This is a genomic window from Sphingomonas dokdonensis (genome assembly GCF_002197685.1).
Lineage (GTDB): Bacteria > Pseudomonadota > Alphaproteobacteria > Sphingomonadales > Sphingomonadaceae > Sphingomonas > Sphingomonas dokdonensis.
Map to the genome: position 1 here is coordinate 733558 of NZ_NBBI01000001.1, position 14627 is coordinate 748184.

Below are 14627 nucleotides of genomic sequence, written 5' to 3' on the forward strand. Positions count from 1 at the left end.
TCCTAATCGGACAGGATTGTTGACCATTAACCCTTTCCGGTAATGGTTCGTAAAGCATTTTTGACGTCTTCCTTCAAGTATAGGGAGGCATAAACATGCGGCTGTTGATCGTCGACGAAGATCTTGCGCGGCACGACATCTATCGTGCGATCTTTGCCTCGCCAAATGCGCCTGTCATCGGTGGCAATTCTATCGAGTTCAGCCTTGAGGATGATGGTGGATCGCTTGGCGAAATGGGCAATGTGGAATGCGTTTATCATCGTGCGCTGACGGAAGCTGCGGCAGAGGTGAGGCGCTCAATTGTAGCGGGGCAGCCCTTTGCGATTGCACTGATCGGCAGCCTTCAAAACGACACCATCGGCGCTGTGTCTCACGCCTTGCGCGACGCTGATGACGATTTGAACCTTGCCTTTGTGGTTGACGAACAAGACCCGACGGCGGTTGATTTACGGAATGTCGCTGCGCCGGCAGATAAAATCTACTTTCTTTCAGGCTCCTATGATGCCGACGGTATTGGCCAAGCGGTGTTGCGGCTTGGTGCGCGATGGCAGGCCGACCGCGAGCTTGGTGACATTCGGGCGAGGCTGGCGCGGCAGCATGTCCTGCTGGGCGAGCAGGCGGCGGAGTTGGCCGCGAACGAGAGCCGGGCAGTCTACCTCGCCACTCATGATCCGCTGACCGAGGCGCCCAATCGCGTCGCCTTCCTGCGGGCGGTGGCGGAGCGCGCGCGTCAGCCGGGTGTGTTTGCGGTCGCGACGGTCGATCTCGATCGCTTCAAGTTCATCAATGATACGCTTGGTTATGTCACCGGTGACGAGGTGTTGCGTCAGACCTGTCGCCGGCTGGAAGAGGTGGCGCCGGAGAATAGCCTGATTGCCCGGCTGGCGGGGGATGAATTCGGCCTACTCTTCGAAACCGCCGGAGACGAAGCCGCCGAGATGACCTGCGATCGCCTGGTCGCGGGATGTCACCTCGCCATGCGCGTGCTGGGACACAAGGTGCAGACGTCGGTGTCCGCGGGCGTCGTCGTGTCGCACGAGCGCGAAGTGCACGACCCGCTTGACCTGATGCGCAAGGCCGATCTGGCGCTGAACGATGCGAAGCGCGGCGGGCGCAACATGGCTCGGCTGTTCGACGCGCGGATGGACGAGGGCGTTCGGGTGCGGCGGGCGGTGCAGGACGGCCTCAGCCGAGCGATCGAGCGCGGCGAACTGGACGTGCTGTTTCAGCCAATCCTTGCCAACGGATCGCTTCAGATCGTCGGGTTCGAGGCATTGTTGCGCTGGTACACCGATGAATTCGGGCCGATCAGCCCTGCCACCTTCATTCCGATCGCCGAGGAATCCGACCTGATCCACGAACTGGGCGATTGGGTGCTCGCAAGATCGCTGGAAGCCGTGAAGACGTGGCCGGATCACTATGTGTCGATCAACTTCTCACCGCGACAGTTCGGCCGGACCAATTTCGTCGGCCATTTGATGGAGACGGTGCAAAGGGCCGGGGTCGATCCGCGCCGCCTGCAGATCGAAATTACCGAAACCGCGCTGTTCGACGATGTGGAGCGTGCGGCGGAGACGCTGTACCGCCTGCGGCAGATGGGGTTCAGGGTGGCGCTGGACGATTTCGGGACGGGCTATTCCAACCTCTACAACATCCGCAAATTCGCGCTGGACGCGCTGAAGATCGATCGCAGCTTCACCGATGGCCTGGCACGCGAGCCGGTGTCGGCGGCGATCGTGCGGTCGATCGCGCAGCTTGGGCAGGCGCTGAACGTGGAGGTCATCGCCGAGGGGGTGGAGACCGAGGCGCAGGTCGCGCTGCTGACCGCGGCGGGGGCCAGCCACTTCCAAGGCTTCTTATTTGCCCATCCGCTGCGATCGGAGGACGCGCGATTGCTCGCCGGGAGTGGCCTTGTCGCCGAGGCGCAGGAGTGCGGCCCGGTGGCGATCGCCCCGATCATCCTTGTCTGAAGCGCGGCCAATACCTCGCCAAAGATTGGCGTTTACACCAGCCTCTTCAGAACCAGTCGCACACCGTTCTTCGGGCGGAGGGTGAGGCGGCTCACGGGTTCTGGTGCGGCGCCCGGCGCGGGGTGAAAGGTGAAGGCGCGCAGGAGCGTCGCGAGGACGATCACTGCCTCCTGGGTGGCGAAACCTGCCCCGACACAGATGCGCGGCCCCGCGCCGAAGGGCAGCCAAGCGTCACGGATGGTGGCTTTGTTCGCAGGATCTTCGAAGCGTGCGGGGTTGAAGGCGTGCGGGCAGGGCCAGTGTTCGGGATTGCGCTGGATCAGCCACGGAGACACGACAAGCATCGCGCCCGGCTGCAATGCCTTGTCGCGCATCTGGGTGGGGCAGCGGACTTCGCGCGGCATGAACGCGACAGGGGGATAGAGCCGGAGGGTTTCTCGAAAGATCTGGCGCAGAAAGGGCAATTGCCGGAGCATATCGGCCGATAATGGCTGGTCGCCGGCAGCGGCCAGAACCTCCGTGCGTGCGCGGCCTTGCGTCTCCGGATCGCCGGCAAGGCAGTAGAGCGCCCAGCTGAGCGCGCTGGCCGACGTCTCGTGCCCGGCGAGGAAGATCGTCGACACCTGCCCCATCAGATCGTCGTAGGCAAAGGGGGCGCCGGTTTCGGGGTGACGCGCGTCCAGCAGGGAAGCGAGGATGTCGTCGGGCCCGCGATCCTTATTCGTGCGATAGGCGTCGAGGCGGGTGCGGACGATGTGGGCGAAGACGGCGTGGATGTCGTCGGCCGCGCGACGTGATCGGCCGAAGAAGCCGAGCGACGGCAGGCGATAAAAGCGCAGCATCGAGGCCGATTGTGCGTGGCGCTGAAACCGGTTGAAGCCGTTGTGGATACGCCGGGCATCGGCCTCGCCCAAGGATTGGGAGAAGAGCGTTCGGAAGATGACGTCGGCGGCGACATGGGTCATCAGCGGATCGATATTCACCGGCTGGCGAAGATCGAGGGCGTGCAGCCGCGCGACCAGCGCGTCTGCCGCATCGCGCATCATGGCAAAGGTGCGCGCGAGCGCGGTCTGCTGAAAGGCGGGATTGATCATCGCGCGCTGCGTCGCCCAATCATCGCCATTGGCCGAGAACACGCTGTTGCCGATCGCCGGGTCCAAGGTTCGGACGAGTAGGTGATGCTTGGGAAAGTCTTTCCACTCGCCCATGATCCGCTTCACCAGCGGCAGCTCGTTGGCGATGTACATGTGGAGGCCGGGCGTGCGGATCTCGCCCATCTTCATCGTGTAGCTCTTCTGGAACAGCACGTGGATCCACGAATTCCAGCCGCGTACGAAGCGCCAGAACAAAGACGATTTCTTCGGATGCGGATCGGGGAAGGGGGGCACGAACAGGCCGTCGACGCGGCTTCCGCCGAGATCCGGCAGGCGCATCAGATCGCCCGGAACTCGGCGACAGATGCGTCGATCGGGCGCGCGGCGGTCATCAGGCAGGGGAAGTCGAGCGGCGACCGGCGATCGCCCATGCGCAGGTAATCGAAGTGGATCTCGTACTTGTTCGTATAGCCCTTGTGATAGGTTTCTGGATTGTAGAACAGGTGGAAGCGCGGGCTGAGCAACTCCATGCGCGGGCGCGGGTCGGGCGCGACGATCGCCATCGGGTTAACGCCGAAATAGGCGGCGCCATCGGGGGGCGAGCCGATGTCGATCCAGCGGAAGTCGGCTTGGGCCAGACGGCGTAGCTGATCGTGGAAGCGCGTCGCGTCGCGGCGGCAGGCGACCAGCGGGATGCAATGACCCATCGTCACGAGCGCGAAATTAGGCGGGAGGGTGCCGCTGCAGCGATCGAGCAGGCGGACCATTAGTGGCACCGACAGGATCGAGCCGTTGCTGTGCGTGAGCAACAGGATCTCGTCCCACGGCTGGTCGAAGCTGGCGAGGATCTCCTGTGCAAAGGCGTCTAGTCGCGCCTCGATCGCGGGGTGCGCGTCGCCGCCGCCCAGTTCGCTGTTAAAGACGAAGAAGCGCAGCAGCCAGGGCGCGTGCCATTTGCGCAGCAGCGGCGCGGAAATCAGGACGGCTGCCACGAATGCGGCGAGGAAGGCGATCCAGCCGGGCAGCCAGATTGCGGCGATGCCACCAATAATGAGGGTGAGCAGCAGCGGCAGCGCGATGGTGAGGATCGGCGGGTAGAAAAGGGTAATCAGCGGGCCCTTGCCCAGCTTCTTGCCCGTCTCGAAATCGAGGTGCCGGATGTTGGCGCTGTAGGCGCGCCATGCGCGGACCGCGAGCGCGAACGGATTGCGGACCCAGGCGGTGCGGACGATATCGTCCCAGCGCAGGAAGCTGTAGTCCGTCTCGACATCCTGCGCGGGATTGAGGATCGACCAGTCGGTGCGGAACTCGCCGGCATTGCGGCGGGTGGAAACGGAAGCGGGCTCTCCGGTCAACTTGGCGTAGCGCGCCACCTGCTCCACCGCGAGGGCATGGTAGAAGCGCACGCCGCGCGGATCGAAGCCGCCGACATAGAAGACTTTCCGCTTGAACCCCGCCATGGCGCCTGCCTACACGATGCGATGACCGATCGGGAACGGAATTACTGTCTTTTCCTGAACCCGCGCAAATACAACCGTAACATCGGCTGTCGGCGGCACGACAATCTTTATGGGATCGCCGGTGGCGGGACCGAGCGGCAGCGCTGGGCGGTCGATCGTGACTTCTATCGCACCATGAAACGGCAGGGTGATCCCATGGCGTTGCCGGCACTGATCGCCTGCCTCCTGTTCGGCTGGTTCTTCTGGAATTATCATGGCGAGCGCTGGCCGTGGAAAGGGCAGCTGCTGCGCCGCTTTGTGAAGGCACCGCGATGACCGTTGAGGTGGGCAACGTCATGTTCGGCAACGACCGGCCGTTCGTGCTGGTGAGTGGACCGTGCCAGATCGAGAGCCGCGATCACGCCTTACGACTAGCGGAAGCGATCGCCGGCATGGCGCGGGCGGCGGGCGTGCCGTTCGTGTTCAAATCCTCGTTCGACAAAGCGAACCGGACCTCGATCCATGGCAAGCGCGGGCTGGGGATCGACGAGGGGCTGCGGGTGCTGGCCGACGTAAAGGCCAGTGTGGGGTGTCCGGTGCTGACCGACATCCACGCGCCCGAGCAGGCCGCGCCGGCTGCCGAGGCGGTCGACATTCTTCAGATCCCCGCGTTTCTGTCGCGTCAGACCGACCTGCTGGTCGTGGCGGGTGCGACGGGGGCGGCGGTGAACATCAAGAAGGGGCAATTTCTGGCGCCGTGGGACATGGCGGCGGCGGCGGCCAAGGTGGCGGCGACGGGCAACGAGCGGATCATCCTGACCGATCGTGGCGCGAGCTTCGGCTACAACACGTTGGTCAGCGATTTTCGCGCGCTGCCGATCATGGCGGAGACGGGCTATCCGGTGATGTTCGATGCGACTCATGCGGTACAGGCGCCGGGTGGCAATGGCGCGTCGTCGGGCGGCGACCGGCGCTTCGCCCCGGCGCTGGCACGCGCGGCGCTGGCGGTGGGGGCGGCGGCGATCTTTGCCGAGGCGCATGACGATCCGGACAATGCGCCGTCGGATGGCCCGGTGATGCTGCCGCTTGGGTGGCTGCCGAGGCTGCTCGATCAGCTGCGGCGGATCGACGAGGTGGCCAAGGCGCCCGCCTGATCGGAGTTCAGGGGCGCACATCCCAGGCGATCAAGCGGCCGTCCCGCACTTCGCCGTAAGCGCCGGTGCGCAGGTGGGCGGGTGGCAGGCCGAGCGCGATGCGCGCGAACCGCGCCGCCCCGTTGCTGGTGACGAGAAGGAGCGTGCCGCTCGCGGTGGCGAAGAAGTGCTGCCAGGCGGCGATGCGGGCGGGCGCATCGACGATCCAGCCGGGCGGCGGCAGCGCCGCGGCGTTCCATCGTGCCAGCGCATCGGCGCCGATGCGGGCGACGACGTCCTCTTCGAGCGCGCCCTCGTCGGGGCCGTGATCGATCTCGCGCAGCCAGTCGGTTGGCTTTGGGGCGAGGTGCGGCGCGATGATCGCGGCGGTCTCCTGAGTGCGGGCGAGGGGAGAGGCGAGGCAGCGATCGAAGGGGGTGCCGGCAAAATGGCGCGCGAGGGCGGCGGCCTGTGCCCTGCCGCTTTCCACCAGCGGCAGATCGCTTCGGGCGCCGATGCGGCGGGGTGGGTCGCCGGGCGAAAAGGTGTTGCCGTGGCGGAGGATGATGGCGCGCATCACGCGTGCGGGTCGCCATGCGCCGCGATCAGCGCCTCCGCGCGTGCGATGTCCGCCGCGGTATCGATGCCCGATATGTCGAAGGGCGCAGGGGCGACCTCCACCGCATCGATCCTGAAGCCGAGCTCGAGCAGACGCAGTTGTTCCAGCCCCTCCAGCCGCTCGAGCTCGGTCGGCGGCGTTGCTTCGAATTGTTCGAGCGCGTGGCGCCGATAGCCGTAGATCCCGATGTGGCGCCAGATCGGGCAGGGCGCGCCGGCGCTGCGCAGCCGTTCCTCGTCTCGGATGGCGGGAATGATCGCCTTGGAGAACCAGAGCGCGCGGCCGTCGGCGGCGCGCGCGCAGCTGGTGCCGCTGAACGGCGTGGTTCTTTTGTGATCGCGCAAGGCGTCGAGGGCCGCCCAGCTCAGCCGAACGACGGGCGTGGCGACGTCGGTGGTCGGCGGGGCGAGCGCGCGGATCAGTGCGGCGGGCGCGCCGACCGGCTGGAAAGGCGCGTCGCCCTGAAGGTTGATGACGATCTCGGGCAGCGTCGGCGTCAGGCGCGCGGCGGCGAGCGCGCGGCCCGATCCCGTCGTGATCCTGGTGTCGGTCATCACCGCATCGCAGTCGACCTCCTGGGCATGCGCAACGATCGCGGGATCGTCGGTCGCCACCATCAGGCGCGCGGCGGGCAGGTCGGCCAGCGCGCGGCGGGCGTAGGCGATGGTGCGGTGGAGCAAACTGAGCCCGGCGATCGGCAGCAGCGGCTTCATCGGCAATCGCGTGGAGCCGGCGCGGGCCGGAATGACCACCAGCACGGTCATCGCTTCTGCCCGGTCAAAGCACCCCCGCGCGCAGGACGTCGTGCAGGTGGACGATGCCGACGAGCTGCTCGCCCTCGCGCACGAACAACAGCAGCACGTTGCGTTCGTGCATGCGCCGGATCGCCTCCGACGCCAACTCGTCCGGGCCGATACAATGCGGGCTGACGCTCATATATTTGTGCACCGGGTCGGTCAGCGTGCGCTGCACGGTAACGCTGCGCCGCAGATCGCCGTCGGTGAATGCGCCGACGAGCCGGTCGGCATTGTCCACGACGGCAGTCGCGCCAAGGCGCGTGCGCGTCATCTCGATGGTCGCGTCGAGCAGCGAGGCGTCGGGCGCGATCCGGGGGATATCGGCGCCGCGCGCCATTACGTCGTGCACCTTGAGCAGCCGGGCGCCGAGCTTCCCATTGGGGTGAAGCCGCTGGAAATCGTCACGCGAGAAGCCCTTGCCGGCCATCAGCGTCATCGCGAGCGCGTCGCCGAAGACGAGCTGCACGGTGGTGGAGGTGGTCGGGCTGAGCTGGATCGGGCAGGCCTCGGGAACGACAGGCAGGGCGATGCAGAAGTCCGCCGCCTTGCCGCCGGTCGATTGCGGGTCCGCGGTGATCGTCACGATGGGGATGGCGAAGCGCTTGCAGTAGCTGAAGATCGCCGCAAGCTCGCTGCTTTCGCCCGAGTGCGAGACGATCAGCACCACGTCGTCCTGGGTGATCATCCCCAGATCGCCATGGCCTGCCTCCGCCGGATGGAGAAAGGAGGCGGGTACGCCGGTGGAGGTGAGGGTGGCGGTGATCTTGCGGGCGATGATGCCGCTCTTGCCCATGCCCGCCAGGATCACGCGGCCGCGCACATCGGCGATCATCGCGACGAGCCGCTCGAACGCGTCGGCAAAGGCGGGGTCGCGAAAGCACGCCTTCAGCGCCGCAATCCCTTCCGCTGCCAGCGAGACGGTGCGGGCGGCGAGCGCGATGGTTTCCGGACTCGCCGACCGGGTGGTGATCGTTTCCGATTGTATCGTTGTCATGTCACCCCGCGATCAACACGCCGGAGCCTAGCGCGTCACCGCGCGGACGGCGAGGATCGGCGAGAACAGCTGCCCGAGGATCTGGGCCAATTTGGCCGGCGCATTGGCGCGCGCGGTGGCGATGTAGATCACATCCTTGTCGTGCATGCCGATGCGCTGCGAGAGGAAGTAACTGTCCGGGCGCATCATGTTGAGGCGGTAGATCACGGGCCGGGTGGTCGTTTCGTCGCCAGCGTCGGGGGCATAGCGGAAGAGGTACACCGCGGCCGGATCGGCGAGACGCTCGCTCGGACCACCGGTGCGCGCCAGTGCCTCGGCGAGCGACAGTTCGTTGGCGCCGAAATTGACCTGGCTCACCTTGTCGCTGGCGCCGAACACCAGATAGGTCCGAGGGCGATTGAACAGCTCGATCCGATCACCGGGCAGCAGCGCGATGTTCTGGGGGCCCGATGCCTCCACGGCGGAGAGCCGGCTCTCCTGCGACACGGTGCCGCGGGTGACTCGCACCACCATGTCGTCGGGCTGGTTCACCGTGCCGCCGGCGCGGGCCAGCGAATCGAGCAGGCGCTCGCGCGGTAGGCCGAGCGTATAGCGCCCCGGCTGGCGCACATCGCCCGACACGTAGAAGACGTTATAGGCATTGTCCTTGACCGACACGAGCGCCTGCGGGCGCTGCGACAGGCCGCGCAGGCCGCGCTCGATCATGCGCTCGACCTCACCGGGGGTCTTTCCCGCCACCGCCAGCCGGCCGATGTACGGCAGCTGGATGTCGCCTGCGCCGTCGACCTTTACCGTGCCGAGCTGGGTGCCGCGCGCGGACGGATTGAACGAGCCGCCCTGCGCCGGGCTGTCGGTGCTGGCGCCGGTGAAGAGCGTGACGCCGACCTCGAAGATGCTGATCTCCAGGATGTCGCCGGGTCCGACCGTGTCGATGCGGCCGGGCTGGTCGAGCGTCGCGAGGCCACCGGGCGGTGGCGGCGCAAAGGCAAGGCCGGGCGCGGAGGCGGCATCGATATCGACGATCGTGAACCCGGTCTGGTTGTCCTTGCGCAGCGCGGCGTTGATCTGCGACGCGGTCGGCCCGGCGCTCGGCAGTGTCGTGCAGCCGGCAAGCGCCGTCCCCACCAGCGCCGCCGCGATCAGCCGCGTCGAACCAAAACTGCCCTTGCGCATAGCGTCCCCCCGGAAGCGCCGCTTCAAACCATCCGGCGCTCAGGCGCGGGTTATCGCGTCAGATCAGCCAAGACAATCCGGCAGGCGCGGGAGGACCGAGGTTCAGGCCGCCTGGCCCTCGCGCGCGCCCAGGCTTTGTAGCCGGTGGTGGACGTCGGCTGCCTCTGCAATGGTATCGTACAAGGTGACGCTGCCGCCGTAGACCACCGCGCCGCGCTTGCAGTAGCGAAAGAGCGTGCCGGTATCGTGGGACACCATTACCAGCGTGCCGTTGTCGCGCCGCTCGTACAGCGCCTCCTCTGCCCGCACGCGGAAGCGCTCGTCGCCAGCGCCGGTCACTTCGTCGACGAGATAGCAATCGAACTTGATCGCCAGCGACACGCCAAAGGCGAGCCGCGCCGCCATGCCTGCCGAATAGGTGCGGATCGGCTCGTGCATGTACGAGCCGAGCTGCGCGAAGTCTTCGACAAAGGCGAGCAGCTCACGTTCATCGGCACCATAGATGCGCGCCACGAACTTGGCATTGTCCGCGCCGGTCAGATGCGGGTGAAAAGCGGTGGCATAGCCGATCGGCCACGACACGGTCATGTGGCGGGTCACCATGCCGGTGGTCGGCCGCTCCACGCCGGCGATCAGCTTCATCAGCGTCGACTTGCCGGCGCCGTTCGCGCCGCACACCCCGATGGAATCGCCGCGCGGGATCACCAGATCGACGGCGCGCAGCACCTCGTTGTCGACATTGTGGCCGCGATAGACCTTTGAAACATTGTCTAGGACAATCATGCCCGCCCCGTGCCATTGATGCCGCAATGGTAGAGGATCGGACGCCGGAGCGACAGGTGCCAGTTTGCATCGACGGCCGGCTTGCCGCTGCCGAAGCGACAGGCGTGGCGTCTTACGCGGGTGCCCTGCGCGACGGGCTGGCCGCCACCGGACCGGCGCCGCTGGTCCTCGATGACGACCAGCATGGGCGGTTCGGCGAGCCGGTGTCCACCGCCGGGATGATCCGACGTGGCCTGGCCGGACGGCTGCGCAGCAGGGTGAGCCTGCAGCGGGATGTGGCGCGGCTACATGCGCCGGACGTATTCCGGCTTGCGCAGTCGCGCTTCACGTCGACGGGCAAGCTGCTGACCCTCGACTGCCCCGGCCCGCCGGGGATCATGCACTGGACCTATCCGATCCCTGCGCGGATCAACGGGTGGGTCAATCTGTACACCGTTCACGACGTCATCCCGCTGGTGGCGCCAGACGTCGCCGCGGTGGAGCCGGCATCGTTGCAACGGCGGATCCTTGCCGTAGCGGCGGTGGCGGATCGCCTGCTGACGGTCTCCGCCTCTGCGCGCGAGCAGATCCTGTCGGCGCTATCCCTCTCGTCGGCGCTGGTGGTGGATTGCGGCACGGCGGTGACGGCACTGGAGCCGGGCGACGGGCGTCTGCCGGCTGACCTGCGGCCGGACGGCTATTATCTGTACTGCGGGCTTGCCGAGCCGCGAAAGAACCTGCCGCGGCTGATCGCGGCGTGGCGGGCGAGCGGCACGCGATATCCGCTGGTGCTGACTGGCCCGGATCACCAGTCAGTCGCATCCCAGCCGGGCCTCGTCATCCTGCCCTATCAGCCGCGCAGGGTACTGGTCGACCTGATGCGGCAGGCGCGTGCGCTGCTGTTTCCGTCGCTTCACGAGGGCTTCGGCTTGCCGGTGGCGGAAGCGATGGCGCTCGGCACGCCCGTGCTGGCGGCGAACGGCGGTGCGCTTGCCGAGGTGGCGGACGGCGCGGCGGTGATGGTCGATCCGCATGATGAGGCCGCGATCACGCAAGGTATCGCGCTGCTTGACCGGGATGATGCGCTACGGCGCGATCTGGCGGCGCGTGGCCGCGCGCGGGCGCAGGCGTTCACGATCGCGCGCTTCGGCGCGCGGGTGCGCCGGCTGCACGACGAATTCGCTAGCGATTCTCGCTTCGACGTTTAGTCCTTCGGCCGCATGGGGGACGAGCGAACAACCATTGCGAGCATCGGCATCGACGGGTTCAACCTGGCGCTGCCGCAGGGCACCGGGGTCGCGACCTATGGCATGGCGCTGGCGCAGGCGGTGCGCTCGCTCGGCATGCCGCTACATGGGCTGTTCGGCGTTCCGATCGGCCGTGATCCGCGGCTGCGCGAAATACTGTTCTATGAAGCGATGGGGCGCGGAATGCCGCCCCGCCGCGCGCCTCGCTGGCTGCGTCCCATGCTCGACCGGGTGTCGGTTGCCCGCGGACTGCGCGTCGCCGAGGTCGAGGACAGCGGGCGGATCGAGCGCGAGGGCTTCGTCGATCGTCTGCCCAGGTTCGATCGGCTGCTGAGCAGCGCGCATCTGTTCGAGCAGGCCGAGCATCATTTCCGGCGCACTCGCCGCTTTTTGGACCTCGAACTCCCCGATCCGCCGACGATCATGCACTGGACGTACCCGATCCCGATCAGGGTTGCCGGGGCACGCAACATCTACACCTTGCACGATCTGGTGCCGCTGAAGCTGCCGTTCGCCACCTTGGACCGCAAGCGCTTCTACCATCGGCTGGTGGAACGGTGCGTGGTCGAGGGGGATCATATCGTCACGGTGTCGGAGGCGAGCCGGCGCGATATCATCGAGCTGCTCGGCGCGCCGGAGGCGGGTGTCACCAACACCTATCAGCACACCCCGATGCCGGCAGCCCTGGCGGACGAGATGGTCGATGTGGAGGCGGTGTTCGGCGTCAAACCCGACGGCTTTTTCCTGTTCTTCGGTGCGATCGAGCCAAAAAAGAACGTCGCGCGGCTGGCCGAGGCTTTCCTGTCGACCGATACGCCGCATCCGCTGGTCCTGGTGGGCGGGCGAGGGTGGCAGAAGGACGAGGAACTGCGGCTGGTCGAAGCCGCGCAGCGCAGGAGCGGCGCGTCCGGGCCGCGCATCATCCAGCTCGATTACCTGCCGCGCCGGCTGGTGATGCAGCTGGTGCGGGCGGCGCGCGCCGTGCTGTTCCCCTCGCTGTACGAAGGGTTCGGCCTGCCGGTGCTGGAGGCGATGCAGCTCGGCACGCCGGTGATCACGTCCAACCGCGCCTCGTTGCCCGAGGTGGCGGGCGAGGCGGCGCTGATCGTCGATCCTTATGACGTTTCGGCGCTCTCCGCCGCGATCGCGCGGATCGATCGCGACGCCGACCTGCGCAGCAAGATGCGGCAGGCCGGGCTGGCCCAGTCAGCGCGCTTTTCGCTCGGCGAGCATCGCCGGCGGCTCCATGCGCTATACTCGGGCGTGCTGGCAGCGCCGCCACGATGACGTAGCGGGTGCCTCGACGGGCCGATCGCTTTCGTTTAGCGTTCTTGCACAATCCGGGGCAGGAACATGGCAAGCGTCAGCACTGATTTGCAGCCACAGCGCAATGTGCTGAGGACGGGGCTGCGCATTCAACGTCGCGTGGTGGGCGCGTTGATGATGCGCGAGCTGCACACGCGCTACGGGCGCGAGAACATCGGCTATCTGTGGTTGATCCTGGAGCCGCTGTTCCTTGCCACGGCGATCGGCCTGATCCACTCGCGCACGCCCAACCACTTCGCCGGCGACATCAAGCCGGTGCCGATGGCGCTGATCGGCTATTGCAACTTCATGACGTTCCGCTCGATGGTCGGGCGGGCCGAGGGGGCGCTCGAGAGCAACGTTTCGCTCTTCTATCACCGCACGATCACGCCGTTCGACGTGCTGTTGTCGCGCGCGCTGCTGGAGCAGGCGGGCACTCTCCTGGCCTTCTGCATCCTGATGGGCCTGGCAGTGGCGACCGGGATCGCCAACGTGCCCGAGCGGCCGCTGATCTACGCCGCGGGCGTGTTCGCGATGTTTCTGCTGTCGTGGAGCCTGTCGATGGTGGTGTGCGCCGTGACGCACGATCGCCGTGCCTTGGGACGTATCATCCACCCGATCGTCTATGTGCTGATGCCGCTGTCGGGCGCGTTCTTCATCATGAACACCTTGCCCAAGCAGGTGCGCGACGTGTTGCTCGCCATCCCGCTGGCCCATTGCTACGAGATCATGCGCTATGGCTGGTTCAAGTCGGCACGCTCGACCTACATCGATATCGGGTATCTCAGCGCCTGGATCCTCGGGCTGATGCTGTTGGGGCTTCTTTTGCTTTCGGTGGTGCGCAAGCGTATCGAGATGCCGTGATCGGCGGACCGGAAAACGTGGCGGCGGATCGGACGAACAGGGGGAAATAAGAGCGTGCACGGTTTCATGACGCCGGCCGAGGCGGAAGTCGAAGCTGCACCGCCGCTGCGCACGCGCCTGCGTCGCTTGTGGAAGCGGCACAAGTGGTTCGTCCTGACGGTGGTCGCGCCGACGCTGCTGCTCGCAACCTATCTTTATGGCCTCGCGTCCGACCAATATGTGTCGGAAGCGCATTTCATCGTGCGCACGCAAGGCGGCAGCAACCCGACGCCGTCGGTCGGCGGGATTACCGCCGCGCTGGGCTTCGGCGGCGGCGGGGGGGCTGGTGCTGCCTCTACCGAGGCGCAGAGCGTGGCGGATTACCTGACGTCGCACGATGTCGTGTCCACGCTGCAGAAGCGCCTGAACCTGGTGGCGCTGTTCCGCCGGCCCGAGGCCGATTTCGCCAGCCGGCTGACGGTGGCCGATCCCACGCCGGAGTATCTGCTGCGCTATTACCAGCAGCAGGTGGACGTGTACTTCGACACCGATAACGGCATCACCACACTGAAGGCGCGCGCGTTTCGCCCCAAGGACGCGTATGATCTTTCCAAAACGCTGCTGGCGCTGGGCGAGCAGCGGGTGAACGAGATGAATATCCGCGGCTTTTCCGACGCGGTGGCGCTGTCGCGGCGGCAGCTCGACGAGGCCGAGGTCGCGCTGGCCGAGGTGCAGACGCGGCTGACACGTTTCCGCCAGAGCGGGCGCGATGTCGATCCAGCGGGCACGGCGCAGGCGCAGATCGGGCTCGTCTCGCGGTTGTCGCAGGAGCTGTCCGCGGCGCGGGCGCAACTCGCGACGACCCAGTCGCTGATCGGATCGGAAGGGCCGCAGGTCGAGGCGCTGCGCCAGCAGATCCGGAGCCTGGAGGGGCAACTGGCCGCGCAGAGCGGACGGTTGGCCGGTGGATCGAGCACCATTGCCGAAGGACTGGGCGGCTATGAGCGGCTGCGCATCCAGCAGGAACTGCTCGCCAAAAGGTATGAGGCGGCGGCCGCGACCTATCAGCAGGCGCGGCAGAATGCGGTGCGGCAGCAACTGTACGTCGTGCGCGTGGTCGAGCCGAACCTGCCGGTGAAGTCGCTTTACCCCAAGCGCGCCTTGACCCTGATCACCGTTTTGTGCGCGTTGCTGGTGATCTATGCGATCGGCTGGCTGATCGCCGCCGGCGTGCGCGAGCATGCCGCCTGA

Annotated in this window: 14 protein-coding genes; 7 read left to right on the forward strand and 7 right to left on the reverse strand. The window is 66.7% G+C overall.

The genetic code is table 11. The features are described from left to right. Positions 1–95 precede the first annotated feature (95 nt). The gene (locus SPDO_RS03420) at positions 96–1970 is read left to right on the forward strand and encodes a putative bifunctional diguanylate cyclase/phosphodiesterase (RefSeq protein WP_088365996.1); all 1875 of its coding nucleotides are present in this window, start codon (positions 96–98) and stop codon (positions 1968–1970) included. Positions 1971–2002: 32 nt separating this feature from the next. Here the strand turns inward: SPDO_RS03420 and SPDO_RS03425 are convergent, their stop codons facing one another. Both SPDO_RS03425 and SPDO_RS03430 read right to left on the reverse strand, forming a co-directional pair. Then, the gene (locus SPDO_RS03425) at positions 2003–3403 is read right to left on the reverse strand and encodes a cytochrome P450 (RefSeq protein WP_088365997.1); all 1401 of its coding nucleotides are present in this window, start codon (positions 3401–3403) and stop codon (positions 2003–2005) included. Next, positions 3403–4524, reverse strand: coding sequence for a hypothetical protein (locus tag SPDO_RS03430; RefSeq protein ID WP_088365998.1), 1122 nt, complete (start codon positions 4522–4524; stop codon positions 3403–3405). The genes SPDO_RS03425 and SPDO_RS03430 overlap by 1 nt, the downstream gene beginning before the upstream one ends. A 21-nt stretch (positions 4525–4545) precedes the next feature. Between SPDO_RS03430 and SPDO_RS03435 the strand changes: the two genes are divergently transcribed. Both SPDO_RS03435 and kdsA read left to right on the forward strand, forming a co-directional pair. After that, a complete protein-coding gene (locus SPDO_RS03435) occupies positions 4546–4839 on the forward strand; it encodes a hypothetical protein (RefSeq protein ID WP_088365999.1) in 294 nt (97 codons plus the stop codon). Next, complete coding sequence (kdsA, locus tag SPDO_RS03440; protein ID WP_088366000.1) at positions 4836–5657, forward strand: 3-deoxy-8-phosphooctulonate synthase; 822 nt, start codon at positions 4836–4838, stop codon at positions 5655–5657. The genes SPDO_RS03435 and kdsA overlap by 4 nt, the downstream gene beginning before the upstream one ends. Before the next feature lie 7 nt (positions 5658–5664). Here the strand turns inward: kdsA and SPDO_RS03445 are convergent, their stop codons facing one another. The 5 genes from SPDO_RS03445 to SPDO_RS03465 form a co-directional block, all read right to left on the reverse strand. Further along, complete coding sequence (locus tag SPDO_RS03445; RefSeq protein ID WP_088366001.1) at positions 5665–6213, reverse strand: histidine phosphatase family protein; 549 nt, start codon at positions 6211–6213, stop codon at positions 5665–5667. Next, positions 6213–7019 carry a 3-deoxy-manno-octulosonate cytidylyltransferase gene (locus tag SPDO_RS03450; RefSeq protein ID WP_211279985.1) on the reverse strand — a complete coding sequence of 269 codons (807 nt, stop codon included), beginning with the start codon at positions 7017–7019 and terminating at the stop codon, positions 6213–6215. Before SPDO_RS03450 ends, SPDO_RS03445 begins: the two co-directional genes overlap by 1 nt. Before the next feature lie 13 nt (positions 7020–7032). Continuing rightward, positions 7033–8046 carry a KpsF/GutQ family sugar-phosphate isomerase gene (locus tag SPDO_RS03455; RefSeq protein WP_088366002.1) on the reverse strand — a complete coding sequence of 338 codons (1014 nt, stop codon included), beginning with the start codon at positions 8044–8046 and terminating at the stop codon, positions 7033–7035. A 27-nt stretch (positions 8047–8073) separates the two neighbouring features. Continuing rightward, positions 8074–9219 carry a polysaccharide biosynthesis/export family protein gene (locus SPDO_RS03460; protein WP_088366003.1) on the reverse strand — a complete coding sequence of 382 codons (1146 nt, stop codon included), beginning with the start codon at positions 9217–9219 and terminating at the stop codon, positions 8074–8076. Positions 9220–9321: 102 nt separating this feature from the next. Then, complete coding sequence (locus tag SPDO_RS03465) at positions 9322–10002, reverse strand: ABC transporter ATP-binding protein (RefSeq protein ID WP_088366004.1); 681 nt, start codon at positions 10000–10002, stop codon at positions 9322–9324. A gap of 26 nt (positions 10003–10028) precedes the next feature. Between SPDO_RS03465 and SPDO_RS03470 the strand changes: the two genes are divergently transcribed. From SPDO_RS03470 to SPDO_RS03485, 4 genes are all read left to right on the forward strand, one after another. Further along, a complete protein-coding gene (locus tag SPDO_RS03470; protein WP_088366005.1) occupies positions 10029–11189 on the forward strand; it encodes a glycosyltransferase family 4 protein in 1161 nt (386 codons plus the stop codon). A gap of 12 nt (positions 11190–11201) precedes the next feature. Next, complete coding sequence (locus SPDO_RS03475; RefSeq protein ID WP_088366006.1) at positions 11202–12515, forward strand: glycosyltransferase family 4 protein; 1314 nt, start codon at positions 11202–11204, stop codon at positions 12513–12515. A gap of 66 nt (positions 12516–12581) precedes the next feature. Beyond that, positions 12582–13397, forward strand: a complete 816-nt coding sequence (locus SPDO_RS03480; RefSeq protein WP_088366007.1) for an ABC transporter permease — start codon at positions 12582–12584, stop codon at positions 13395–13397. 54 nt (positions 13398–13451) lie between these two features. Next, complete coding sequence (locus tag SPDO_RS03485; protein ID WP_211279986.1) at positions 13452–14627, forward strand: KpsE/RkpR family capsule polysaccharide export protein; 1176 nt, start codon at positions 13452–13454, stop codon at positions 14625–14627.

Bases quoted from the DNA above. Each gene is read 5' to 3' on its own strand.
- SPDO_RS03455 (WP_088366002.1), bottom strand. From the start codon at position 8,046: ATGACAACGATACAATCGGAAACGATCACCACCCGGTCGGCGAGTCCG.
- SPDO_RS03420 (WP_088365996.1), top strand. From the start codon at position 96: ATGCGGCTGTTGATCGTCGACGAAGATCTTGCGCGGCACGACATCTAT.
- SPDO_RS03470 (WP_088366005.1), top strand. From the start codon at position 10,029: ATGGTAGAGGATCGGACGCCGGAGCGACAGGTGCCAGTTTGCATCGAC.
- SPDO_RS03430 (WP_088365998.1), bottom strand. From the start codon at position 4,524: ATGGCGGGGTTCAAGCGGAAAGTCTTCTATGTCGGCGGCTTCGATCCG.
- SPDO_RS03445 (WP_088366001.1), bottom strand. From the start codon at position 6,213: ATGCGCGCCATCATCCTCCGCCACGGCAACACCTTTTCGCCCGGCGAC.
- SPDO_RS03435 (WP_088365999.1), top strand. From the start codon at position 4,546: ATGACCGATCGGGAACGGAATTACTGTCTTTTCCTGAACCCGCGCAAA.
- SPDO_RS03465 (WP_088366004.1), bottom strand. From the start codon at position 10,002: ATGATTGTCCTAGACAATGTTTCAAAGGTCTATCGCGGCCACAATGTC.
- SPDO_RS03475 (WP_088366006.1), top strand. From the start codon at position 11,202: ATGGGGGACGAGCGAACAACCATTGCGAGCATCGGCATCGACGGGTTC.
- SPDO_RS03480 (WP_088366007.1), top strand. From the start codon at position 12,582: ATGGCAAGCGTCAGCACTGATTTGCAGCCACAGCGCAATGTGCTGAGG.
- SPDO_RS03425 (WP_088365997.1), bottom strand. From the start codon at position 3,403: ATGCGCCTGCCGGATCTCGGCGGAAGCCGCGTCGACGGCCTGTTCGTG.
- kdsA (WP_088366000.1), top strand. From the start codon at position 4,836: ATGACCGTTGAGGTGGGCAACGTCATGTTCGGCAACGACCGGCCGTTC.
- SPDO_RS03450 (WP_211279985.1), bottom strand. From the start codon at position 7,019: ATGACCGTGCTGGTGGTCATTCCGGCCCGCGCCGGCTCCACGCGATTG.
- SPDO_RS03460 (WP_088366003.1), bottom strand. From the start codon at position 9,219: ATGCGCAAGGGCAGTTTTGGTTCGACGCGGCTGATCGCGGCGGCGCTG.